The 21,734-nt window shown below is 66.7% G+C and carries 21 protein-coding genes; 10 read left to right on the top strand and 11 right to left on the bottom strand.

Going from position 1 to position 21,734, the window contains the following annotated elements; all coding sequences use genetic code 11:
- Positions 1-23: 23 nt before the first annotated feature.
- A complete protein-coding gene (locus N4264_RS19150) occupies positions 24-605 on the bottom strand; it encodes a hypothetical protein (RefSeq protein WP_261693838.1) in 582 nt (193 codons plus the stop codon).
- Between the two features lie 214 nt (positions 606-819).
- Here N4264_RS19150 and N4264_RS19155 point away from each other — a divergent pair, with 214 nt between their 5' ends.
- Together N4264_RS19155 and N4264_RS19160 are read left to right on the top strand one after the other, a co-directional pair.
- Positions 820-1,545, top strand: coding sequence for an ABC transporter ATP-binding protein (locus N4264_RS19155; protein ID WP_261693839.1), 726 nt, complete (start codon positions 820-822; stop codon positions 1,543-1,545).
- Complete coding sequence (locus N4264_RS19160; RefSeq protein ID WP_261693840.1) at positions 1,535-3,904, top strand: ABC transporter permease; 2,370 nt, start codon at positions 1,535-1,537, stop codon at positions 3,902-3,904. Before N4264_RS19155 ends, N4264_RS19160 begins: the two co-directional genes overlap by 11 nt.
- A 7-nt stretch (positions 3,905-3,911) precedes the next feature.
- Here N4264_RS19160 and N4264_RS19165 read toward each other — a convergent pair whose 3' ends face one another.
- The 5 genes from N4264_RS19165 to N4264_RS19185 form a co-directional block, all read right to left on the bottom strand.
- On the bottom strand, positions 3,912-5,804 hold the full coding sequence (locus N4264_RS19165; protein WP_261693841.1) for an ATP-binding cassette domain-containing protein: 1,893 nt from the start codon (positions 5,802-5,804) through the stop codon (positions 3,912-3,914).
- A 64-nt stretch (positions 5,805-5,868) separates the two neighbouring features.
- Positions 5,869-6,429, bottom strand: a complete 561-nt coding sequence (locus N4264_RS19170) for an NADPH-dependent FMN reductase (protein WP_261693842.1) — start codon at positions 6,427-6,429, stop codon at positions 5,869-5,871.
- A 96-nt stretch (positions 6,430-6,525) separates the two neighbouring features.
- A complete protein-coding gene (locus N4264_RS19175) occupies positions 6,526-7,014 on the bottom strand; it encodes an FKBP-type peptidyl-prolyl cis-trans isomerase (RefSeq protein WP_261693843.1) in 489 nt (162 codons plus the stop codon).
- A 288-nt stretch (positions 7,015-7,302) separates the two neighbouring features.
- Positions 7,303-7,818 carry a GNAT family N-acetyltransferase gene (locus N4264_RS19180; RefSeq protein WP_261693844.1) on the bottom strand — a complete coding sequence of 172 codons (516 nt, stop codon included), beginning with the start codon at positions 7,816-7,818 and terminating at the stop codon, positions 7,303-7,305.
- On the bottom strand, positions 7,815-8,357 hold the full coding sequence (locus N4264_RS19185) for a DUF1232 domain-containing protein (protein ID WP_261693845.1): 543 nt from the start codon (positions 8,355-8,357) through the stop codon (positions 7,815-7,817). Before N4264_RS19185 ends, N4264_RS19180 begins: the two co-directional genes overlap by 4 nt.
- Before the next feature lie 118 nt (positions 8,358-8,475).
- On the opposite strand from N4264_RS19185, the gene N4264_RS19190 reads away from it, so the two are divergent.
- Positions 8,476-8,937: a DUF6265 family protein gene (locus N4264_RS19190; RefSeq protein WP_261693846.1), complete on the top strand. Its 462-nt coding sequence runs from the start codon at positions 8,476-8,478 to the stop codon at positions 8,935-8,937.
- A 6-nt stretch (positions 8,938-8,943) separates the two neighbouring features.
- On the opposite strand, the gene N4264_RS19195 is transcribed toward N4264_RS19190, so the two are convergent.
- On the bottom strand, positions 8,944-9,513 hold the full coding sequence (locus N4264_RS19195; protein ID WP_261693847.1) for a hypothetical protein: 570 nt from the start codon (positions 9,511-9,513) through the stop codon (positions 8,944-8,946).
- Between the two features lie 143 nt (positions 9,514-9,656).
- On the opposite strand from N4264_RS19195, the gene N4264_RS19200 reads away from it, so the two are divergent.
- Positions 9,657-10,109 (top strand): hypothetical protein, encoded by a 453-nt coding sequence (locus N4264_RS19200; protein ID WP_261693848.1) that lies wholly within the window; start codon positions 9,657-9,659, stop codon positions 10,107-10,109.
- A gap of 36 nt (positions 10,110-10,145) precedes the next feature.
- Here N4264_RS19200 and N4264_RS19205 read toward each other — a convergent pair whose 3' ends face one another.
- Entirely contained in the window at positions 10,146-11,384 is a 1,239-nt protein-coding gene (locus N4264_RS19205) for a winged helix-turn-helix domain-containing protein (RefSeq protein WP_343231966.1), read from the bottom strand.
- 137 nt (positions 11,385-11,521) lie between these two features.
- On the opposite strand from N4264_RS19205, the gene N4264_RS19210 reads away from it, so the two are divergent.
- The gene (locus N4264_RS19210) at positions 11,522-12,241 is read left to right on the top strand and encodes an acid phosphatase (protein ID WP_261693849.1); all 720 of its coding nucleotides are present in this window, start codon (positions 11,522-11,524) and stop codon (positions 12,239-12,241) included.
- Between the two features lie 57 nt (positions 12,242-12,298).
- Here the strand turns inward: N4264_RS19210 and N4264_RS19215 are convergent, their stop codons facing one another.
- Positions 12,299-13,225, bottom strand: coding sequence for a lipase family protein (locus N4264_RS19215; protein WP_261693850.1), 927 nt, complete (start codon positions 13,223-13,225; stop codon positions 12,299-12,301).
- Positions 13,226-13,430: 205 nt separating this feature from the next.
- Between N4264_RS19215 and N4264_RS19220 the strand changes: the two genes are divergently transcribed.
- The 4 genes from N4264_RS19220 (at position 13,431) to N4264_RS19235 (ending at position 18,653) form a co-directional block, all read left to right on the top strand.
- Complete coding sequence (locus N4264_RS19220; RefSeq protein ID WP_261693851.1) at positions 13,431-15,488, top strand: DEAD/DEAH box helicase; 2,058 nt, start codon at positions 13,431-13,433, stop codon at positions 15,486-15,488.
- Between the two features lie 209 nt (positions 15,489-15,697).
- Entirely contained in the window at positions 15,698-15,982 is a 285-nt protein-coding gene (locus N4264_RS19225) for an EF-hand domain-containing protein (RefSeq protein WP_261693852.1), read from the top strand.
- Between the two features lie 198 nt (positions 15,983-16,180).
- Positions 16,181-16,705 carry a hypothetical protein gene (locus N4264_RS19230; protein WP_261693853.1) on the top strand — a complete coding sequence of 175 codons (525 nt, stop codon included), beginning with the start codon at positions 16,181-16,183 and terminating at the stop codon, positions 16,703-16,705.
- Between the two features lie 502 nt (positions 16,706-17,207).
- Positions 17,208-18,653, top strand: a complete 1,446-nt coding sequence (locus N4264_RS19235; protein ID WP_261693854.1) for an FAD/NAD(P)-binding protein — start codon at positions 17,208-17,210, stop codon at positions 18,651-18,653.
- A 53-nt stretch (positions 18,654-18,706) separates the two neighbouring features.
- Here the strand turns inward: N4264_RS19235 and N4264_RS19240 are convergent, their stop codons facing one another.
- Positions 18,707-20,362, bottom strand: a complete 1,656-nt coding sequence (locus N4264_RS19240) for a hypothetical protein (RefSeq protein WP_261693855.1) — start codon at positions 20,360-20,362, stop codon at positions 18,707-18,709.
- 135 nt (positions 20,363-20,497) lie between these two features.
- Positions 20,498-20,950 carry a VOC family protein gene (locus tag N4264_RS19245; RefSeq protein ID WP_261693856.1) on the bottom strand — a complete coding sequence of 151 codons (453 nt, stop codon included), beginning with the start codon at positions 20,948-20,950 and terminating at the stop codon, positions 20,498-20,500.
- A 54-nt stretch (positions 20,951-21,004) separates the two neighbouring features.
- On the opposite strand from N4264_RS19245, the gene N4264_RS19250 reads away from it, so the two are divergent.
- A complete protein-coding gene (locus N4264_RS19250; protein ID WP_261693857.1) occupies positions 21,005-21,634 on the top strand; it encodes a TetR/AcrR family transcriptional regulator in 630 nt (209 codons plus the stop codon).
- The last annotated feature ends 100 nt before the right edge of the window (positions 21,635-21,734 follow it).

The raw sequence follows: 21,734 nt of genomic DNA on the forward strand, positions 1-21,734 counted from the left end.
CGCACGCCAGTGGCCAGTGATCGTCAGCGCGAGGCCGTGGTGCTGACGCGTCGCGCCTCCATGGTCAGGGCCGCTTCATCCCAGCTCGCGCCGTTGTCGTAGGAGCGGTCCTGCTGCACGTTGAAGTGATCGGTACCGATGCCAAAAAAGCGCGTTCTGGACTGGTAAGCCTTGCCCTCGCCATCCACACCGGTGCCGGCCACCGTCATGGCGTCCTGCGCCCATACGGCGGTCGCATCGAACGAACGCCCGCGGTAGGCCTCGACACCTGTCAGCGTCCACTGGCTCTGCGCAACCGAATACAGCCGCAGGGTATGCGTCAGGTTCCGTGGATTGCCGGCGCTGTCGACGATGCGAAGCTCATCCTGCACACCGAGACCGTCGAGCGCACGCCACGCTTTCCAGGTACCCACCAGTCGCGGCGTGCCATGGATCATGGCGGCCAGGCCGCCCACCTTGGGCGTGACCTCCACATCCCACTGGCCGATCAGGAAATCAAATTGTCTTGCCGCGGCCGGTGCCGGCGTCACGGCATCCACCTGCTGGGCAAGGGTGGGCATCGGCAGGATCAGGACAGCGCAGAGCAGCAGGGCTAGCGTCTTCACGGTGGTACTCGCAGCGAAGCGGGACCGCAGGATTGCACCGGTTTCCCGGCGAAGCATGCGCATTTCGCCGAATCGCAGCTGGGGCACTGCGAACGGTACCTCCCCGGCAACACCCGAAACAGGATTCGCCGAATGGTCGATCCGCGGGGTCCAATGGTCGCCTGTTGCCTGCACGGCGCGCCTACAGTGCCTCATCGACTGAAGGACCCTGCGCATGCAGCCTCAAGACCGCTTCGAATCGCCCTCGCCCCTGGTCAATCTGCGCGGCGTCTCCAAAACCTACGCGGGCGGCGCGGCGCCGTTTCCGGCGCTGTCGGACGTTGACCTGGAGATCCGGGCCGGCGAGTTCGTCGCCATTGCCGGCCAGTCCGGCAGCGGCAAATCCACCCTGCTGAACCTGATTGCCGGCCTGGACCGTCCAAGCCGTGGCGAAGTGATGGTCGACGGACACGCGGTGCACAGCCTGTCGGAGCGCGCACTGTCGCGCTGGCGCGGCAATCACGTCGGCATTGTCTTCCAGTTTTTCCAATTGATGCCCACCCTCACCGCCGCGGAGAACGTGATGCTGCCGATGGACTTCTGTGGACGCTGGCGCGCATCCGAACGACGCCCGCGCGCCCTGGAACTGCTCCAGCGGCTGGGGGTGGCGGACCAGGCGGACAAGTTTCCGGCGACGCTTTCGGGCGGCCAGCAGCAACGAGTCGCCGTGGCACGGGCGCTGGCCAACGGCCCGCGGCTGCTGCTGGCCGACGAACCGACGGGCAATCTGGATTCGCGCTCGGCGGACGCCCTGCTGGACCTTCTGGCAAGTCTGGTACGCGACGGACTGACCATCGCCATGGTCACGCACGAACCAACGGCCATGGCGCGCGCTTCCCGCGTTGTCCACCTGGCCGATGGACGTCTGGCAGACACCCGGGATACGCGCCATGCTGCCTGATCCGCGCTGGCGCAAGGTGCTACGCGATGCGTTGCACCACAAGGCACGCTCGCTCATCGTTGTAGCCGCGATCGCCGTCGGCCTGGTGGCGGCGAGCACGCTGCTCAATACCTGGGCGATTGTCCGGCGCGCTACCGCCGGGGGCTTCCTCGCCAGTCAGCCGGTCTCAGGGACCGTGGAGGTCGACCGCGCCGACGCCGGCGCGCTGGCATTGGCGCGCGCTACGGCGGGGATAGCGGAAGTGCGGGCGCGACGGGTTGTACGCGCTGCCGTGCGTACCAGCGCCGGCACGCAGGCGGCGCTCCTGTACGCCTATGACGCATTTGATCGCCGCGGCATCGGCCAGCTCGCACCGGACAGCGGCGCCTGGCCGCCCGCCTCCGGCGAGGTGGTGATCGAGCGTTCTGCCCTGGCCTTCTCCGGTGCAACGCTGGGCGAGCCGATGGTCGTCACGGTAGGAAAAGGTGCGCCAGTCAGCCTGCCCGTCACCGGCGTCGTGCGGGATGTCAGCCAGGCACCGGCATGGATGGAACACCTCGTGTACGCCTATGTCACCGCTCAGACACTGGCCCAGCTCGGTGTTCCGGCTGAGTTCAACGAAATCCAGTTTCGCGTCGGCGACGCCGGGGCCGACCGCAGTGCTGTCCGCGCCATCGCCTCAGACCTGCGCAAACGCCTGGAGGCAGCCGGCTATCGCGTCATCACGATCGACGTGCCCGTGCCGGGGCAACACATCCATGCCGCGCAGATGGATTCGCTGCTGATGACACAGGCCGCGTTTGCGGTGTTGAGCCTCATCGTTTGCGCGTTTCTCGTGGTCAACCTGATGGCGAGCCTGCTCGCGGGACAGGCGCACGAAATCGCCGTGATGAAGACCATTGGCGCGCAACCTGCACAGATCGCCCGGCTGTACCTGGTCATGGCCGCGGGGCTGGGCCTGGGCGCGGCGCTTATCGCGCTTCCAGTCGCGGCGCAACTCGGACAACGCTATGCCGCGTTCAAGGGCGAGCTGCTGAATTTTCCCACCAGCGGCTACGCCATACCGCTATGGGTATTCCTGCTGGAGGTCGCCGTCGCCGTCCTGACGCCGGTGCTGGCGGCCGCGGTTCCCGTCGTGCGCCATTGCCGCCGGCCGGTCACCGAGTCGTTGCGCGATGTCGGCATCCGCACCACGCGGGAACGTCCCGGCCGCCGGCGCTGGCTTCCGGGCGGACTGGGCAGGCCAGTGATTCTCGCCGCTGCCAATGCGTTCCGGCGGCGCCAGCGAATGTGGTTGACCGTCGGTGCACTGGCGGCCGGCGGCACGGTGTTCATCGCTGCCGGCAACCTGCGCCAGTCTGTTGTCGACTCGGTCGACGCCGTGTTCGCACGCCAGCGCGAGGCAGTCACCCTGCGCCTGGCACAACCGCACTCATTTGATGCTATCGAATCCGTTGCGGGCGCCGTACCCGGCGCGACAGAAGTCGAAGCCTGGCGACGATTCCGTGCCTACGTCGCGCATCCGGACCTCAGCCTCGGCAACCGATTTCCGCTGCTGGTCGTGCGCGCCGACACGCCGATGATCGCGCCGACGCTTCGCCAGGGGCGCTGGATCGATGAAACGCACCGTACCGGACTGGTCGTCAGCGAGGTACTGCGACGGGACGAACCCGGTCTGGCGGTTGGTGCCACCGTCACGCTGCAGATCGAAGGACAGCACCAGGAGTGGACAGTCGCCGGTATCGTCGATGCCGGTCCCCAGGCGATCGCCTATGCGCCGCGTGCGGCACTGGCAACGCTGCCGGCCGACGCAGGCGCCGCCGTTGTCGCCGTGGCGACGAAACTGCAGGGATCCGGACGGCAACTGGAACTGGTGCGCCAGCTGCGCGAGGCCCTGGGCGAGGCCGGCATGCCGGTCGACAGCAGCGCACTGGCAAGCGAAAACCGACGCAGCGTCGAAGATCACCTGCTCATGGTGGTCAATTTCCTCGGCGCTATGGGGTGGATCATGATCCTCGTCGGCGCCATGGGCCTGGCTTCGACAATGAGCCTGGCCGTCCTGGAGCGCACGCGCGAGATCGGCGTGCTTCGCGCCATTGGCGCGCGGCACCGGGCCATCGTCGCCGTCGTGGTCCTCGAAACCGTGGTGATCGGGGCGCTCGGCTGGCTGGTGTCGGTTCCACTGTCAGTCCCCGTCAGCGTGGCGCTGGCAGAGGCCTTCGGCCGCGCCATGTTCGCCGTACCAGCGCCCATCCTGCCCGAGCTGGACGTCCTCGCACGCTGGCTGGTGCTCACCGTGGCAGTCGCATTCGCAGCCAGCCTTCTGCCCGCCTGGCGCGCCCTGCGCATTCCCGCGGTCAGGGCGCTGAGTTACCAGTAGCGGTCGATCAGCCGCCTTCGAGCTGCTCCCAGCGCGCGTAGGCGGCTTCCAGCTCACCCTGCGTGGCGGAGAGGCGCTGGTTTGCCGCCAGGATGGCGGCGCTGTCCTGGCGAAAGAACGCCGGATCGTTCATGGCGGCCGTCAGCTCCGACACCTGCGATTCGAGTGCCTCGATGCGCGCCGGCAGCGCTTCCAGCTCGCGCTGGTCCTTGTAGCTGAGCTTGCGCCTGGCGGAGGCGGCCGGCGGAGGCGCGACCTCGCGGGCAGGCTCCGGTGCAGCGCTGCGCGGCGTTGCCGCCGGTGCACTGCGACGCACCGGGCGCTGGCGCAGCCAGTCGCTGTAACCGCCCACGTACTCCGCCACGCGCCCCTCGCCTTCGAGCACCAGGGTGCTGGTGACCACGTTGTCGAGAAATGCACGGTCGTGGGAGACAAGCAGCAAGGTGCCCGGGTAGTCGGCCAGGAGGTCTTCGAGCAGCTCCAGTGTCTCGACGTCGAGATCGTTGGTGGGTTCGTCGAGGATCAGGAGATTCGACGCCTTGGCGAAGAGCCTGGCCAGCAGCAGGCGATTGCGTTCGCCGCCCGAGAGCGCCGTGATCGGCGCGCGCGCGCGATCGGGCGTGAACAGGAAATCCTGCAGATAGCCTAGCACGTGCTTGCGCGAGCCATTGAGCTCGATGTATTCGCGGCCCTCGGCGACATTGTCCAGGGCGTTCAGGTCATCGCGCAGCTGCACGCGGTGCTGGTCGAAATAGGCGATTTCCAGGTTCGTGCCCAGCTTTATCTCGCCCGATTGCGGCGCCAGCTGCCCGAGCAACAAGTTGATCAGCGTGGTCTTTCCCGATCCGTTGGGACCGATGATGCCGATGCGATCGCCGCGCAGGATCGTTGTGGAAAAATCCCGGACGATACACTTCTCGCCGTGAGCGAAGCTGACGTCCTTTGCTTCCGCCACGCGCCGGCCGGATTTGCCCGCGTCTGCCACCTCCATGCGCGCGGTGCCGCCCAGTTCGCGCCGCTCGGCACGTTCCACGCGCATCTGCTTCAGACGCCGCACCCGGCCTTCATCGCGCGTACGCCGCGCCTTGATGCCCTGCCGGATCCACACCTCTTCCTGGGCGAGCAGTTTGTCGAAGCGCGCATTTTCCTGCGCTTCGGCGTGCAGGCGCTCTTCGCGGCGACGCAGATAGTTGTCGTAGTCACCCGGCCAGCTGGTCAGCTTGCCGCGGTCGATCTCCACGATGCGGGTCGCCAGTGCGCGCAGGAAGCTGCGGTCGTGGGTGACGAAAACGATGCTGCCGCGAAACTGCCGCAGGAAATCTTCCATCCACGCGATGGCTTCGATATCCAGGTGGTTGGTGGGCTCGTCCAGCAGCAGGATGTCCGGATTCTGCACCAGTGCCTGGGCGAGCAGCACACGGCGTTTCATGCCACCGGAGAGTGCGGAGAACTCGGCCTCTTCCGGCAATTCCAGGCGTTCAAGCACGTCGCTGACCTTGCGGTCCAGGTCCCAGCCGTGGGCGTTTTCGATCCGGCTCTGCACGTCGGCCAGGGCACGCGTATCGCCGCCGGCTTCGAGCGAGTGGCTCAGGTGGTGGTATTCGGCCAGCCACTGCCCCAGTTCCCCAAGACCGGCTGCCACGACGTCAAACACCGACCCGGACGTGGCCTGTGGCACCTCCTGGGCCAACCGCGCAACGCGCACGCCGCCGCTCAGCTGCACGACGCCGTCATCGGGCCGGATCTCTCCGGCAATGAGCTTGAGCAAGGTCGACTTGCCGGCGCCATTTCGCCCGACGATACAGACACGCTCGTTGTCGTCCAGGGCGAACTCCACCTGGTCCAGCAGCAACGGGCCGCCCACGCTGAAATCCACGTTTCTCAAATGTAACAACGGCATCTGCTGCAGGTTCCTTGGATCTCAGGGGGTCGGGCGGCCAGTCAGCAAGCCGCTCCGATCCGCGTCAGCCGCCGCGCAGACGTCGCGTCCACGCAGCCAGGGCCACGAGCTGCTTCTGCACATGCTCGCGCGTGGCGGTATCAGTCAGGTTGCCTTCGGCATCAAACTTGTTTTGCGCCTGTCCGACGAAGACTTCCGGTTTGTTGAGCACATGCATGTCCAGGAACACGGCCACCTGGCGCAGGTGGTACTGGGAACGTGCCGTGCCGAGCAGACCCATGCTGGCCCCCATCAGGGCCATGGGTTTGTCGCGGAACGAATTATCGCTCGTGGGGCGGGAACCCCAGTCGATCGCGTTCTTGAGCACACCGGGGATCGAATAGTTGTACTCGGGCGTCGCGAACAGTACGGCGTCGGCCGCCTGGACCTGCTGCTTGAATCGCTGCACCGCTTCGGGCAACCCGGCGGCTTCGACGTCCCCGTTGTACAGGGGCAGGTCGTCGATCGGGACGACCTCCAGGGTCATTCCCTCCGGCACGACCTGACGCGCCACCTCCAGCAGCGCCCGGTTGTACGAGCCCTTGCGCAGGCTGCCGCAGATACCGACTACTCGAATCTGGCTCATGCCACACCTCCCGTCCTCGGAAGGCCTAGCATAGCCGCAGGGCAACCGGCCCCGCTCGCTGCGGGCGCCCGGAGCCGGGCACCCGGGGCGAGGCGATCAGTGCTGGTGTCCGCCGGCGCCGTGGGCGTGGCGGTGTTCCAGTTCCTCGGCCGAGGCATCGCGCACGTCAGTGACCTCGACGGCGAAGGTCAGGGTCTCCCCGGCCAGGGGGTGGTTCAGGTCGACATCGACTGCCGTCATGCCTACCTTGACGATGGTCACGATCTGGTGGCCGCCGCTCTTGAGCGACAGCACCGTCGTGTCGCCGGCCTTGAGCTTGGCGGCATTCTGGAAGTACTTCTTCGGCACGCGCTGCGTGGCGTCTTCATTGCGCGAGCCATAGGCTTCGTCCGGCTCGACCGTCACCTTGAAGGTGTCGCCTGCCGCGCGGCCTTCCAGCGCCTTTTCCAGCCCCGGAATGATGTTGCCGTGCCCCAGCAGGACGGAGAGCGGGGTCTTGCGGTCGTGGGAATTGTCCAGGACCTCACCCTCGGCATCGGTCAGGGTGTAGTGGAACGTGACGACTTTGTCTTTTTCAGCGTTCATGGCACGCACGGTGGTTTCGAGGCCGCGCATGGTACCGGCCGGCGGCGGTGGCGTCATCAGGGAACCGGGGCGGGTCCCGCCAGGCGGGGCGCCGGCGCCAGCGCCACCCCGTTCCCGGGCCGGTTGCGAGTGGCCTGTAACCGAGGAATCGGGAGTGACTGGCGAAGGGCTGGTCGTGCCGGGCGCCGCTTCGGAGTGACGGCTGTAGCAGCGCTACAGCCCGAATGAAGAGCAATTCCAGCGCGGCCAGAACGAGTCAGTCACTTCCGAATCAAGTGTTACGGACCACTAGATCAGCGCACGCATGACCCAGTCCGCCTGCGGGTCGTCGCCGATCCGAAATTCGCATTCGCCCACACGGACGAACCCCTGCGATTCGTAGAAGCGGATCGCCCGCGGCGACTGCTTCCAGACGGTCAACCACAACGCGTCGAAGCCGCGGTCCCGCGCGACGTGCCGCAGCGCTTCCATCAGAAGCGGGGCCAAACCCTTCCCCTGGTGCGCCGGCAACAGGTAGAACCGGGCCAGCTGGGCGCATGGCGCCAGGGCAACGGGCGGCTTTTCGACAAAATTCAATTGTGCAAAACCCGCAGGTTCCGTACCGGACATCGCCAGCACGGTGTGCCAGTCCGGCGAGGCCAGTTCCCGCGCCTGCGCGTCGGGCCTGTACAGCCGGTCCACATGTGCGGCGACATTTACCGGCGTGCTGCAGGTGGAATAGGCCGCCAGGAAGGTGGCCCGCATCAGATCGGAAAGCGGCGCCGCGTCATCGACGCGGGCGGTGGCGAGAACATAGGGGTTCATGGCGAGGGGCGTTGCGGGATAGTCGATTGGCCGCGCGCCATTCGCCGCCGCATCCGTTCGCGCAGCGCATCGCGCTTGCGCGCCAACGCGGCTCCCCGGGCGCAACGGTCGTCGGCGACCGGAATAGCCTGCGAACGCCGGAACGTGCAGAAATCGACATAGGCGTCGAGAACGTGACGCAGGCGCCGCAGCAGCAGCTCGAGCATGATGGCGTCGTCCAAAAGACCAATCACCGCGATGTCATCGGGAATCAGGTCATCCGGATCGGCGAAATAGATCAGCGTACGCACCACCTCGGTCCGCTCCGGCTGCGGCAGGCCCCATTGGTCGTCCTCGAGCATGAGGATCATGTGCTGCACGGCCACCAGCCGGCGCTGCACATAGCCCGGCGCGCCGCCGATCGGCAGGGCGTTGAGCGCCGATTTGGCGGCGTCCAGCACGTCGCATTCGCTCATGCAATCCGCCAGGCGTTCGGCGCGCGCGAGCGCCGCGCGGAATCGGGCGATATCGTCAGGTTCGAGTTCGAAGGTAATGCGCATAGAATTCCCCGGCGCGCGAGGCTACGCGCTAGCGACGCCAAGGTCAAAACAGGCACCGGGGGGCAGCCGCATCGCCTCTGCGGGCCGCAGCCGCTGACACACTTCCGCGAGGTCATGCATGCGCCATTACCGTCGTTTTTTCCCGATCTGCCTGCTGCTTCCGCTCTCTGCATTCGCCGCCGACTTCCCGGCCTGGCTCGCCGGCCATTGGCGGACCATCGACGGAAAGCGGACCACCGATGAAGTCTGGCTGGCACCAGCGGATGGCCTCATGACCGGCATGTCGCGCAGTTCCGGGGACGGCAAGCCCTTCTTCGAATTCATCCGCATCCACCGGCGCGATGCGGTACTGGTGTACAGCGCCCAACCAGGCGGCGGCAGCCCGACGGACTTCCCGCTCAAATCCGCTGACGCGGACCAGTACACCTTCGAAAACCCGGCACACGACTTTCCGCAACGGATCATCTACCGGCGCGTTGATGCCACGCATGTGACGGCGCGCATCGAGGGCATGATCAAAGGCAAGCCACGCGAGGAGGTATGGCAGTACACCCGGGTCGCGGCGCCAGCGGTTGACTGAAACACCTTACCGCTTTCCACCTGCCACGCACGGCTCGACCGTCTGGCGCAGGGTGCTGGATTGGCCATCGAGCATGGCCTGGGCCTGCAGCGCGGCACCGGCCTTGGGCGGATCGATGCGCAGGTGCAGCCGCTTGGCGCCATCGGCGACCAGCGCCTGCACGAACGCCCTGAGCGGTGCCGCCTTGCGATTGGGCGCCGACAGCGACAGCACGAAACCGTCGCCGTCCACGCCATACCAGCCGCCAATGCTGCTGGTGAGGGTGGCGCCATCCTTGCGTGTGTCGACACGCCAGTGCGCGCTATCGCGCGTTTCACCGATACCCTCGGGCCCTTCGAATTCCGGAAGTGGAAAATCGGTGATCGCGTCCGGCGCGGGAATAATGAGACTCAGGCTCAATGCCCCATCCTTGGCCGAGTGGCAGGCCAGTTCGAACTGCACGGCGCCGGCTTCGCGGTCGCCGACGCTCAAGGTACCTGCAAACCGCGTCTTCGCGAGCTTGCCTTCCTCCGCGGCGTGCGCAACGCCGGTGACCAGCATCAGCGCGACGAGCGCCGCCGAACGGATCGTTGCCATCCCCGCCTCCCTTGCCGGCACCCATTGCCGGAGCCGCTGCGAGGATAGCAGCGCTTTGCGCGGATGCGTCCCCAACTTCCCGCACTGGAACGGTCCCGCACATCGGGTGAATGCTCCAGGCTGTTTTGGTCATGGACACAGGCATGTCACAAAAGGAATGGGAACAACAGGCACAGCAGATCGAAACACTCGTGCCCGCCATCTACACCTGCATTTCAGGGCCGGCCGGCGCGCCGCGCGACTGGGACCGCTTCCGCTTCTTCCACCGCCCCGAGGCGCGCAGCCTGCGCACCGTGGTGCACGGCGACGGGCGCATCGAACCGCAGGTGTTCGGTACCGAGGACTACATCGCCAACGTCACGCCATTCTTCGCGACGAACGACTTCTACGAAATGGAGATCGCCCAACGGATCGAGCGCTTCGGGCAGGTGGCGCACGTGTGGAGCCGCTACGAAGCGCGACCGTCGCCCGATTCACGCATCGTGCTCAAGCGCGGCGCGAATTCGATCCAGCTGTTCCATGACGGCTTTCGCTGGTGGGTGGTGAACACCATCTGGGACAACGAACGTGAAGGGCTTCGGTTCGATCTGTTCTGACTTTTGCGGAGAATGCGCGATGTTCTGAACGACGCGTCAAACCGAAGCCAAGGCGGCAAGCGCCCGTTTCAGAGGCGCCGCGAATGCGCGTGGATCAGTCCGTTCGATGCGTACTCGCGGCGACTGGTGCCAGCGCGCGCAGGCATCGATGGCTGGCGCGAGGGCTTGCGCCAGTGCATCGGTCGGCTCAACCCCTTCTTCCAGGAACAGGGCCTTCACTTCGAACACGCCCTCGCGCCGATGCGCCTTCGCATCGAGGCGGCCGACCAGGCGTCCCCGGTGCAGGATCGGCAGCACGAAGTAGCCGTAGCGTCGTTTCGCTTCCGGTGTGTAGCACTCGATGCGGTAGTCAAACCCGAACCATTCGGACGCGCGGTCGCGATCCCACACGACCGGATCGAACGGCGACAGCAGGCAGGTATGTGTCGCGCGGAGCCGGCCCTCGGCGGCACGCTCCGCCGTTTCGCGGTGACTGGCATGCACAAAGCCAGGCTTCTTCCAGCCCTCCACCTGCACCGGAAAGATGTCTCCGGATTCGAGCAGCGGCGCCAGTTCAGCGTCCGTGATCTGGCGGCCAAGGCGGAAGTAGTCGGCGATCCAGCGCGCGGGTGCCACGCCCAGTGCCTGGATGCTGCGGGCAATCCACACCCGCTTGATAACAGCGGGATCCTGCGGTGATCCGTCGACGGGTTGCTTTGCTTTCTGCAGCACCCGCGCACTGATGTCGTAGACGCGATGGAAGTTGTCGCGCCGGGTGATCATCAGTTCGCCGAGCGCGAAGAGCGTTTCCAGCCAGCGTTTCTCGGCCTTCCATCCCCACCATCCACCGCCCTTGCCTTCCTGGCGCTCGAACTCGGCGGTCTTGACCGCGCCCTTTTCGGCGATCCGCGCCAGCAGCGCGTCGGTTTCCTGCCGGTGCGAGGCGCGCACGCGCTCGGCGATGCGGTTGGCCCAGTGATGGGCGCGCGCCGGGCGGAAGTCGCGGTGCAACGGGTAGTCCGCCATCGCCGCGAAGCAGGCCTCGTGCGCCCATGTCTCAAAGATCTCGCCCGCCGCCAGTGCGTCGTCGAGCCATCCGGGCGGATAGGCACCGAGCCGCGAGAACAGCACCAGGTACGGACTGCGGTTGACGACATGGATGGTATCGATCTGCAGCAGCTGCATGCGCGCGATCGCCTCGACCAGCCGGCCACGGGTAACGCGGCCGCGCGGCGTCGTGAGCAGTCCCTGGGCGGAAAGGTGGAGCAGGCGGGCTTGATGGGACGACAGGATCACGCGGGCAGCCAGGTCCGGGCACAAGTAGCCGAGTGTACGTGGCCCTGCCGGTGCTGCCCATTCGCCCTTGGTGGCGGCTCTTGCCTGACGCGACGAGCACGGCGAACATCCGTGTTTTCCGTTTGCGAAGGCTGCCCATGCCGCTGTCCCGTTTCGCCGCACTCGCCTGGTTGATGCTGTTCGCGTTCGTCGCCTCGGTGCAGGCCGCCGAACCGCCCTATGACCTCAAGGGTCGGCTGGACCTGACCACCCTCCTCGCCCCGCCACCCACCGTCGAATCCCAGGCCGGCAAGGACGACCTGGCCGCCGTGCTGGCGGAGCAGGAACGACGCACGGAGGCGTTGGCGGCCCAGGCCAAGGCCGATGCCGAGGTATCAATCTTCCGTTTTGCCAACGTGATCGGCGAGGGCTTCACGGCCGATCGGCTGCCCAGGACGGCACGCCTGTTCGAACGCCTCGCCAACTCGGTAAGTGCGGTCGTGACGCCAGCCAAGGACCACTGGGCACGGCCGCGCCCTTTCCTCGCTTCCACGCAGGTCCAGCCGACGAGCCGGCCCGAGGGAGCGACCTACCCCAGTGGTCACGGCACCATCGCGCGGATGTACGCGATCGTGCTGGCGGACCTGATCCCCGAAAAACGCGCGGCGATCTTCTCCCGCGGCGATGAATACGCCTGGGGTCGTATCGTCAACGGCGTGCACTATCCCAGCGACGTGAGCGCGGGAGCCATCGCAGGCACCTTGATCGCCGCAGAGCTGCGGCGCGACGCCGGGTTCCGCGAGGACTTCGATGCCGCCAAGGCCGAACTGGCTGAGGCTCTGCGCCCGGCCGAGACGAAGAAGGCCGCTTCGCCGTGATCGGACGGCGTCTGGCCGGGCCAGACGCCGCTCGCCAGGCGCCTGCCTGTTCGACGGCTAGTTGCTGCCGTTATTGACCGGCGGTGCGCCCAGAAGGCTCAGGTAGGTCGTGCCGGCGTGCTGCGTGCCGGCTTCGCTGTACCAGCTCACACCCAGCTCGATGGGGTTGAGCAACGCCGTGCCGGGCCCCGGTTGCGTGTAGTCAGCGCGCTCGAGCTTGAGCACTTCCTCGATCCCGTCGAGCAGGGGGACCAGCTCCCACGGAAAGGACGGACCGCCGGGGAAAGACTGGCGGATCCAGGTGAGGTCCTGCCAGGCGTGCGGCACGATGTCGTTGCTGTTGAAGTAGCGGCTGTTGCCCATTGCGAACTGGGTTTCGAGCCAGCGGGCGAATTCCGCATTGCCCGCCGTGGGGCCGGCGAAGGTCACGGGCCAGAAATCGAGCACGTTCTGGCCCGGCGAGAACTCCTGGTGCAGATAGGCGGCCAGCATGGTCGCGAGCGCACCGCCGAGACTGTGCCCGACGACGGCGGTGAGGAACGGCCGGTCCGCGTTGGCGCGGAAGAATCCGGGCAGGTCCAGGCCGTTGGCGTCCTTGAGCGAGAGCAGGCTGCCCAGGCCATGCAGGGACCCGCGCGACACCTTGGCGCCCTCGGGCGCACCGCCGTAGGGCCAGGGCACATGCCGGAAGACGGACAGATCCTGACGGAACCAGTCGATCCAGAAGGCCTTGGTGCGCGGATTGGTCACCGAGCCGCGGATCGCAATGGCGTACTGGCCGGTGACGCTGTCCTGCGCCACGTAGACCTGGTTGCCCGCGTCCACGCCGTACCAGGCCAGTGACCAGCGCCCCTGGGTCGCCAGGGTCTTGTCAGCCAGGAGGCTGGCGATCATCGACTCGTTGGGCGCATAGGCGATCGATGCCATCGTCATGCCGATCTGGCCGACGACATCCGTGCTATCCGTCGTAAACAGCGCTTTCATGGGCTTCCCCGCGAATGAAGGCTCCGGCGCCGACATGGCGCAGGCGAGCTGGCCGCCGACTATAGCGCAACGGATTTTTTGCACGAATATATTTATTGCTACCACACCCGGCCGGCGGTGCCCCCCGGCCCGGCCCGCCCGGCGGCCCGCCAAGCATTCGGACGCGTCATCGGCGACAATAGGCCACCAAGCAACGAGCCCGCCCATGACGAACGATAACGAAAGCCCGACGCCGGCTCCGCAGACCTTCCGCGACCTTGCCCTGCCCGAAACGGTCCTGCGCGCCCTTGATGACGTGGGCTATGAGTCGCCCTCCCCCATCCAGGCCGCAACCATTCCGCCCCTGCTGGAGGGCCGCGACGTGCTCGGCCAGGCCCAGACCGGCACCGGCAAGACCGCCGCCTTCGCCCTGCCCGTGCTGGCCCGCATTGATCCGGCCCGCCGTACCCCCCAGGCCCTGGTTCTGACCCCCACTCGCGAGCTGGCCATCCAGGTCGCCGAGGCGTTCCAGCGCTATGCGGCTCACCTGCCGCAGTTCCAGATTCTTCCCATCTACGGCGGCCAGGGCTATGGCCCGCAGCTGAGCGCACTGCGCCGGGGCGTGCATGTCGTGGTGGGAACCCCCGGCCGCGTGATCGACCACATGAACCGCGGCACCCTCGACCTTTCCGCGCTGGACTGCCTGGTCCTGGATGAAGCCGACGAAATGCTGCGCATGGGGTTCGTCGACGATGTCGAGGCCGTGCTCGAAAAGACGCCGCCGACCCGCCAGATTGCCCTGTTCTCAGCCACGATGCCGGCGCCGATCCGTCGCATCGCGCAGACGCACCTGAAGGACCCGGTCGAGATCACCATCAAGAGCAAGACCCAGACCGCGGCCAACATCCGCCAGCGCTACTGGGCCGTGAGCGGACTGCACAAGCTCGATGCGCTCACCCGCATCCTGGAGGCCGAGACCTTCGACGCGATGATTATCTTCGCGCGCACCAAGCAGGCCACCGAAGAGCTCGCCGAAAAACTCGCCGCGCGCGGCCTTTCCGCCGCCGCCATCAACGGCGATATCCCGCAGCAGCAGCGCGAGCGCACGATCCAGCGGCTCAAGGATGGGCAGCTCGACATCCTCGTGGCCACCGACGTCGCCGCGCGCGGCCTGGACGTCGAACGCATCAGCCATGTGCTGAACTACGACATTCCCTACGACACCGAAGCCTACGTGCACCGCATCGGCCGCACCGGTCGTGCCGGCCGCAGCGGCGAAGCGATTCTCTTCGTCACTCCGCGCGAGCGCGGCATGCTGAGGGCGATCGAGCGGGCCACGCGCCAACCGATCGAATCGATGGTGCTGCCGACGGTCGAGGCAGTGAACGACCAGCGCATCGTGCGCTTCAAGCAGCGCATCACCGATGCACTGACCGACGAATCGCTCGACCTCTACCGGCAACTGGTCGACAGCTACGAGCGCGAGCACAACGTGCCCGCGAACGAGATCGCGGCGGCGCTGGCGCGTATCGTCCAGGGCGAAACGCCGCTGCTGCTGGACCCGGACCGCAAGCCGCAACGCAGCGAACAGGAAAAGTGGGCAGCCCGGCGCGAGACGAAGGGCGAATGGCAGGAACGCGACGCCCGTGGCAGTCGCGATTCGCGCAGCCCGCGCGAGGGGCGTCCGGAACGACCGCGGCGGGATGAATCCAACGCCAGTTCGCCGCGCCCCGCGCACTTCAACACCGCTCCGGCCGCTGCACCGCGACCGGAGCCTGCCGAGCGTCCCGCCCCGCACACGATCGAGCGCCTGGAAACCACGCCGGCGGCCACGCGTGATCACGTCGACGCGCCGCGCGAACGCCCCTCGGCGGAGCGACCGCCGCGCGAGCGCAGCCGAGCCGAACGTCCGCGCGGTTCGGAAGAAGGCAAGGAGACATTCCGCATCGAGGTCGGCCACGCCCACGGCGTGAAACCGGCCAACATCGTCGGAGCCATTGCCAACGAGGCGGGCCTGGACAGCGCGCATATCGGTCGCATCGACATCCGCGACGACCACAGTTTCGTCGACCTCCCCGAGGGCATGCCCGGCGATGTCTTCAAGCATCTGAAGAAAGTCTGGGTCTCCGGTCAGCAACTGCGCATTACACGTGCATCGGAAGAGCCCGAAGCGCGGGATCGCTTCCCGCGCAAACCGCGCAGCGACCGGCCGACCGACCAGCGCCCCGGCAACAAGGGCTTCGCGCGCGGCGAACGCGGCAAGGCACCACCGAAACGACGCTGACACGGCGAGGTCGTGCGATCAGCACGGCCATAGGGGCACGCCGTGCACCGTGCCATCGCGGCGCCGGCACCAACCGGCGCCGTTTTTCCGCGTGATGCAATGAATCTTGCTGCCATGGGCCACCTCGCGCGCCGCGCGACGTGGCCTGGATCACGCTGGCATGGCTTCTGCGTCGTGGTGGATGTGCTACCACGACGGTGGAGGATGCCATGAGCCTGCGAACACTTCGAATCACGGCAGGGTTGATCGTGTGCCTGCCGGTGATCGCAACCGCCTTACCGACGGTGCCGCCGCTGGACCCGCCGACAGGCGCCGATACGCTCGCGACGTTCGCGCAACTGGACCGCAACCAGGATGGCTACGTCGACAAGACGGAACTGCCGCAGAACCACGAACTGCACCAGCGCTTTGCCCAACTGGACAAGAACTCGGACGGCAAGCTCTCCAATGACGAGTTCGCCAGATTCCGCGACGAGCAGCCCCAGTTGCAGTAAACGCCGGTGGTTGTGAACCACGCCAGGAAGCGTATAAAGGCACTAGCACGAAGACATGCGGCCGCCGGCGTTTCCAGCAAGCCGCCCGCCGGCAACCGCCACGTGCTGCGCCCGCGTCGCGGGCCGTCTTTCGAAGCGTGCGGCTTTCCTGGCGAGGTGACGACGCCGACAACGACATGAATCCTCTTCGAGACCGCGATGCGCGCACACTCGCACGGCACTGGCCTCGACGACATCCAGACGGCCATCGGCCGTCGCCATTCGGAGGTGACCGTCATGAAACATCGTTGGGAGTTCTTCAAGGAACACGATTCCTCGTTCGGCTTGTTCTATCCGCGCAACTACATCGTCGCGGGCTTTGACAACCTCGAACACGCCGAGGAAGCCGAGCGGGTGTTGATCGAAAACGGGTTTGCGCCCGACGAAGTCCGCGCCGCATCCGGCAGTTTCGTAGTGAACCAGCTGGAGACGCAGGACGATGCAGGCTTTCTCGATCGGCTCAAGGCCCAGCTGGCACGCGCCGTTGGCACGGAAGCCGGCTATATCGACGACGACATGAAGTTGGCCAAGCGCGGCGGCGCCTTTGTTTTCATCCACACACCGACCGACGACGATGCACGCCGGGTCACCGACCTGCTGCGTCGCCTGCACCCGGTGTTCGCGCGCCGCTACCTGCCGCTGGCCATTGAACGGCTGATCTACCCGGCGCAATCGGCGCTGTGATCCATCCGCACTTTAGTAAAGGCACTCTGATGTTCTGAAGGCCGGATCGTCCTCCCGCAGGAGCACCACCCGGCCTTCCGGTCTACCCGCCCCACTGCCAAAAGGCGGTAGTTGCCGGCGACGCGCCGCGGTGCGTCGCCGGCGGTCGCAGTCGCACCTTCGCGACCCCACCGGCGGAGCGATTAACGCGCGCGAAGGCGCACTTTGACAGCGCTGCGCGCCTGGACGCCGCTGCGCAAATTCCCGATATCGGCGGCCGGATCCGGGTGCGACGGCGCGCGCTCGGTGCGCGTTTTGCCCGCGCCGGGGCGAGAGATCAGCCGCATTGGCGACACTGTGCACGCGGTGCAACGGTATAAGGACACAACCGCATCTCATGCCACGTTAGTTCAGTGATCGGTCATTTTTATCGCCGTCTTAACCCGGGAAATGGTCTGGTACGCCCCGTCCGGAGCAGCGCTGCGGACAGGAGCCTCTACCTGGCACTGAAAGGAACACACGCATGGGCATGAAGGTCGCCATTGTCGGCGGCGGTGCAGCTGCCGCCTTCGTCATCACAGAACTCCTGGAGCACGGCGTCGGAACGCCGGCCGAGGTGCACTGGTATTCGGGTTTCCGCGGCGGCAGTCGCGGTGTCGCCTATGGCACGCCGGTGGATGAGCACCTGCTCAACGTGCGCGCCACGGCGATGGGCCTGCATTCGGCCGAACCGACCGAATTCCTCGAATTTGCCCGCCAGCACCTGCCGGACGCGCGCGCCGGCGACTTCCTGCCACGCCGCCTCTACGGCGACTATCTCGAGGCGCGCGTCTCGCGTGCGCTCGAGGGCGCGGCGTTCCGCGGCATCCGCGTTTCGCGCCTGCGCACCGAGATCGATCGCATTGCCCGACACCCGGATGGCGGGTACGCGCTGACTGACGCTGCCGGTTCACCGTCACAGGCAGATATCGTGGTCGTCGCCGTGGGTGCCTTGCCGCCGCGCGCCCTGCCCCAAGCCCGGCAGGAGCTGATCGACGCCGGCCGCTATGTGCTCGATCCGTGGCAATGGCTTTCCGGCAATACGCTGCCTTTTGAAAAACTTCGCAAAGTGCTGGTCATCGGTTCCGGGCTCTCGGCCATTGACCTCACGCTCAGCGTCACCGAGCGCTGGCCGCAGACCCGGGTCACCCTGTTCTCGCGACGCGGACGTCTGCCCGCCGCACACACACTGGAAGCGCAGCTGCCCGCCGAGGATATCGAGCAGCTGATCGACGACCTGCGCGAGCGCCCGAACCTGCGCCGCTGGACGGAGCTGGTGCGTCGTCAATGTGACGAATCTGATGACTGGCGCACGGTGATTGACAGCCTCCGCCATGTATCGGCGTCGCTATGGCGGTCGTTGTCGCCCGCCGATCAAGCGCGCTTCGTGCGCCATCTGCGCGGCATCTGGGAGCTGGGCCGCCACCGCATGCCGCCACAGGTGGGCCGGCGCATCGTCGAACTGCAGGCTGATCGCCGCGTGCAGACGCGCGCAGGCAGGATCACGGCGTTTCACGTGGGCCGCGGCAACCGACCGATCCTCGCCTGGACGAAGGGTCCCGACCACGCCACGCCGCACGTTGAGCCCTTCGATCTGGTGCTGCAGGCGACCGGCCTGGAGATGGATGTGCGCAATACGCAGCACGGACTGGTGCGGTCACTGATTGACCAAGGCATCGGTGCCGCCTGCCCGCTCGGACTGGGCCTGTTGACCGACGCGAGCGGACGCGTGAACCGCGAGGAAGCCGTCTGGACGCTCGGCGCGCTGTGCCGGGGCCGCGACTGGGAATCCACTGCGATTCCCGAGATCCGCCAGCAAGCCCGGCGTATCGCCGTGCAGATATTCCAGCAGTGCGCAGCGCATTCTGCACAGTTGGCCGAGGCGCGCCGCACGGCGCCATCCCAGGCGCTGCCTGTCTGGAATCATTGAGCCGGCGCGGGACACCCGCCCGGTGTCCCGCGCCTTTGGCTGGGTCTACGATTTCACGACTCAAACCCGTTGGCGAACAAGCGATCCGTCGGTGTTCCCGCTTCGCGTTCGTAGGCACCGATATCACAGGTGCCGCCGCGGTCTGGGACCGGGTTGTCGAGGCAGCGCGCGCGCAATTCCGGGTCACGGCTGTTGACCGGCACATCAGTGGACGAACAGGCATCAACCAGTGGGCTGCCCGCCTCGGGGCGGTAGTTGCCGATTCCACCAGCAACGAACTCCGCGCCCGTCAGCCCGGAGCGATTGCAGGCGCCCGCCGACGTCACCGTCCATGGCACCGGATCCTTGAACGCGCTGGCGCGCATGACGAAACGGTCACCCGGGGAAGCCGCGTACAGGGACGTCGCCGGCGTCGTCGCGCCGCCCTCCCCAACAAAGACATTGTCTGCAAACGTCGCAAAGTTCATTTCAATATCCCGCGCGGGATCGCCGTTGCGACTGGAAATCGACACGGTCTGGGCACCGGTCTGGTCGAAACCGCGGGCGGTCAGGCGATTGCGCGCGAACAGGACGCTGTTGACACGCAGGAACGGGCCCCAGGTGTTCAGCGCCGGCGAGCCGTAGGCACAGTTGTCACGGAATTCCGTCTGCGAGATGTAGGCGCGCGCGTTGTCCAGGTACACACCGCCGCCATGACCTCGCGTTCCAGGACAGCCATCACCCGCCTGGTTGCCCGCGATACGCGAGCAGTCCGGACCGCTGCACTGCACCGCGTTCGCGTTCGGATAATCGCGCTGGATCTGGATCTGCGCGCCGCCCGAGGCATACAGGCCACCGCCGTACTGGTCGGCGCGATTGTTTTCCAGCCGCAGTTCATAGGCATCAAACAGGGCGCCACTGCCAAAAACGTAGACGCCACCGCCGATGTGGGCATGATTGCCGCTGATCCGCAGGCCCGTCGCATTCTGTGTCACTTCCGGTTCGCCCGAGTTGCCGATGCTCACCTGCCCCTGCTGCACGTGGATACCGCCGCCGAACACCGCGTCGTTGTCGCGAATTTCCACCGCATCGGCACGGACCCGCAACGAGGCGCGTTCGACCTGGATACCGCCGCCCCGGGCACCCGCACCCTGGGTGGCGCGGTTGTGATGAATCACCACACCGCGGTGCAGTTCCAGGATGCCGCCGAAACCCGACGACGGCCCGCCGATGAAGGCGCCACCACCGCCCTGGAAGGCCTCGTTGTGGTCGATCTCCACATCCGCCAGCACCACGCGCAGCGCGCCTTCCGCATCCAGGCCACCACCACGGCCATCATCGCCGCCGTTACCCTGGGTCAGGCGCAAACGCGAAAGATGCACGGTGTGTACGTCCCCCCCACCGGCACCACGGACCTGCACGACCGAGCCCTGGCCGCCGTGCAACTCGGTCACACCGGCCGGCGCGCTGGCCGTGCAGCTGGGCCAGCCGCCGGAAATCTGCACGGACTGATCGGCAATGCGCAGGGCCTGGGCCTCGCGCACGCCGGCCAAAATGCGAATGTCGTCGACACCCGGACCGTTGGCCGCGGCGGCATTGATCGCCGCCTGGATGGAATCATGGGTGCAGCTTCCGTCGTTGCCGACGGTGAACACGGCGGCGCTCGCGCTCAGGAACGGGGCAGCGAGCAACGTTGCGCCAAGCAGGGTATGACAGCGATATCCAGGCATTTCAGAGGCTCCAGGAGGACAATTCCTGGAGCCGAGGACGGCGTGCAGCGGCATACCCTGTCACGCCACGAGGATATTTCTTGCCTTCCGCCAACCGCATCACGCCTGCACCGTGCAGGCGTGCGCGAAAGACGTTCAGGCCGCGGTGGCGGACCAGCGGCGTTGCATCTCTTCCGGCGTCACGACTTCCTTCTGCGTAGCGATCGACCACTTGTGACCGTACGGGTCGACGAGCATGCCGACACGGTCGCCGTAGAACTGGTCCTGCACCGGACGCAGTTCCGTCGCACCGGAGGCCACCGCGCCGGCGAAGAAGGTGTCCACATCCGCCACATACAGGTGCAGGCACACGGGCGTGCCGCCGATCGAGCCGGGACCCAGTGCACCGAAATCCGGGAATTCGTCGGCCAGCATGAAACGCGAATCGCCGATGGCCAGCTCCGCATGGCCGACCTTGCTCGCCGGGTCAGCCAGCCGGAACAGTTCGCGCGCGCCAAAGGCGCGGGTGTAGAAGTCGATAGCGGCCGCTGCGTCACGAACGATGAGATAGGGAGTGAGCGTGTGATAACCCGGTGCCGTGGTACCCATGTTGCGCCTCCGTTAGACTAGGGGAAGATAATTACGTTACGTATCGTTACCAAAATGCCAGACCCCGTCAAGCCCGAACAATCCCCGGAACCGGCGCGACGATCCCGGGGCCGTCCGCGTAACCTGGAAGCGCGCCAGGCCATCCTTGCGGCCGCGCGCGACCTGATGGCTGCCGGCGGTCCAGGGGCGGTGACCATGGAAGCCGTCGCAGCCCGGGCCGGCGTCGGCAAGCCGACGGTGTACCGCTGGTGGCCGGACCGGCACGCCGTCGCCATGGCGGCCCTGATGAGCGAAGTCCCCACGGACAGTGCCGACACCCCGGCACTCTCGCCCGTGGCGGCGCTGCACCAGCATTTGCGCGATGTCGCGGCCGCCTTCGCCACCCCGTCCGGCCGCAATGCGGCGAGCCTCATCGCCGCCGCGGACAGCGCCACCGAGCTGGCCAAAGCCTTCCGCAATCACTTCGTGATGGCGCGTCGGGAGGAAGGCCGCGCCCTGCTCGCCAGCGCGGTTGAGGCTGGCGAACTGCGCGCAGACCTTGACGCCGACATCGCCCTGGACCTCCTGTACGGCCCGGTATTCTTCCGTCTGCTGATGGGGCATGCACCGCTCTCGGCAGCCGCGGTGGACGCGGTCATCGCCAACGTCCTGCGCGGACTGGCGCGCGAAACGGCAACAGCGTGACGACCAGGCGACGTCGGAAAACCGACCTGTGTCACGACGGCCGCGCGCGCTTGGGCTACCCTTGAAACGGTTGCCTCAGTAGATCTTGGAAGTACTGCAC

It is taken from the genome of Tahibacter amnicola (assembly GCF_025398735.1).
Classification (GTDB): domain Bacteria; phylum Pseudomonadota; class Gammaproteobacteria; order Xanthomonadales; family Rhodanobacteraceae; genus Tahibacter; species Tahibacter amnicola.

Excerpts from the sequence above, each read along its gene's own strand:
- N4264_RS19230 (WP_261693853.1), top strand. The coding sequence starts at position 16,181 with ATGCGCGCACACTCGCACGGCACTGGCCTCGACGACATCCAGACGGCC.
- N4264_RS19160 (WP_261693840.1), top strand. The coding sequence starts at position 1,535 with ATGCTGCCTGATCCGCGCTGGCGCAAGGTGCTACGCGATGCGTTGCAC.
- N4264_RS19250 (WP_261693857.1), top strand. The coding sequence starts at position 21,005 with ATGCCAGACCCCGTCAAGCCCGAACAATCCCCGGAACCGGCGCGACGA.
- N4264_RS19215 (WP_261693850.1), bottom strand. The coding sequence starts at position 13,225 with ATGAAAGCGCTGTTTACGACGGATAGCACGGATGTCGTCGGCCAGATC.
- N4264_RS19180 (WP_261693844.1), bottom strand. The coding sequence starts at position 7,818 with ATGAACCCCTATGTTCTCGCCACCGCCCGCGTCGATGACGCGGCGCCG.
- N4264_RS19235 (WP_261693854.1), top strand. The coding sequence starts at position 17,208 with ATGGGCATGAAGGTCGCCATTGTCGGCGGCGGTGCAGCTGCCGCCTTC.
- N4264_RS19190 (WP_261693846.1), top strand. The coding sequence starts at position 8,476 with ATGCGCCATTACCGTCGTTTTTTCCCGATCTGCCTGCTGCTTCCGCTC.
- N4264_RS19240 (WP_261693855.1), bottom strand. The coding sequence starts at position 20,362 with ATGCCTGGATATCGCTGTCATACCCTGCTTGGCGCAACGTTGCTCGCT.
- N4264_RS19165 (WP_261693841.1), bottom strand. The coding sequence starts at position 5,804 with ATGCCGTTGTTACATTTGAGAAACGTGGATTTCAGCGTGGGCGGCCCG.
- N4264_RS19245 (WP_261693856.1), bottom strand. The coding sequence starts at position 20,950 with ATGGGTACCACGGCACCGGGTTATCACACGCTCACTCCCTATCTCATC.
- N4264_RS19170 (WP_261693842.1), bottom strand. The coding sequence starts at position 6,429 with ATGAGCCAGATTCGAGTAGTCGGTATCTGCGGCAGCCTGCGCAAGGGC.
- N4264_RS19210 (WP_261693849.1), top strand. The coding sequence starts at position 11,522 with ATGCCGCTGTCCCGTTTCGCCGCACTCGCCTGGTTGATGCTGTTCGCG.
- N4264_RS19220 (WP_261693851.1), top strand. The coding sequence starts at position 13,431 with ATGACGAACGATAACGAAAGCCCGACGCCGGCTCCGCAGACCTTCCGC.
- N4264_RS19155 (WP_261693839.1), top strand. The coding sequence starts at position 820 with ATGCAGCCTCAAGACCGCTTCGAATCGCCCTCGCCCCTGGTCAATCTG.
- N4264_RS19175 (WP_261693843.1), bottom strand. The coding sequence starts at position 7,014 with ATGAACGCTGAAAAAGACAAAGTCGTCACGTTCCACTACACCCTGACC.
- N4264_RS19195 (WP_261693847.1), bottom strand. The coding sequence starts at position 9,513 with ATGGCAACGATCCGTTCGGCGGCGCTCGTCGCGCTGATGCTGGTCACC.
- N4264_RS19200 (WP_261693848.1), top strand. The coding sequence starts at position 9,657 with ATGTCACAAAAGGAATGGGAACAACAGGCACAGCAGATCGAAACACTC.
- N4264_RS19225 (WP_261693852.1), top strand. The coding sequence starts at position 15,698 with ATGAGCCTGCGAACACTTCGAATCACGGCAGGGTTGATCGTGTGCCTG.
- N4264_RS19185 (WP_261693845.1), bottom strand. The coding sequence starts at position 8,357 with ATGCGCATTACCTTCGAACTCGAACCTGACGATATCGCCCGATTCCGC.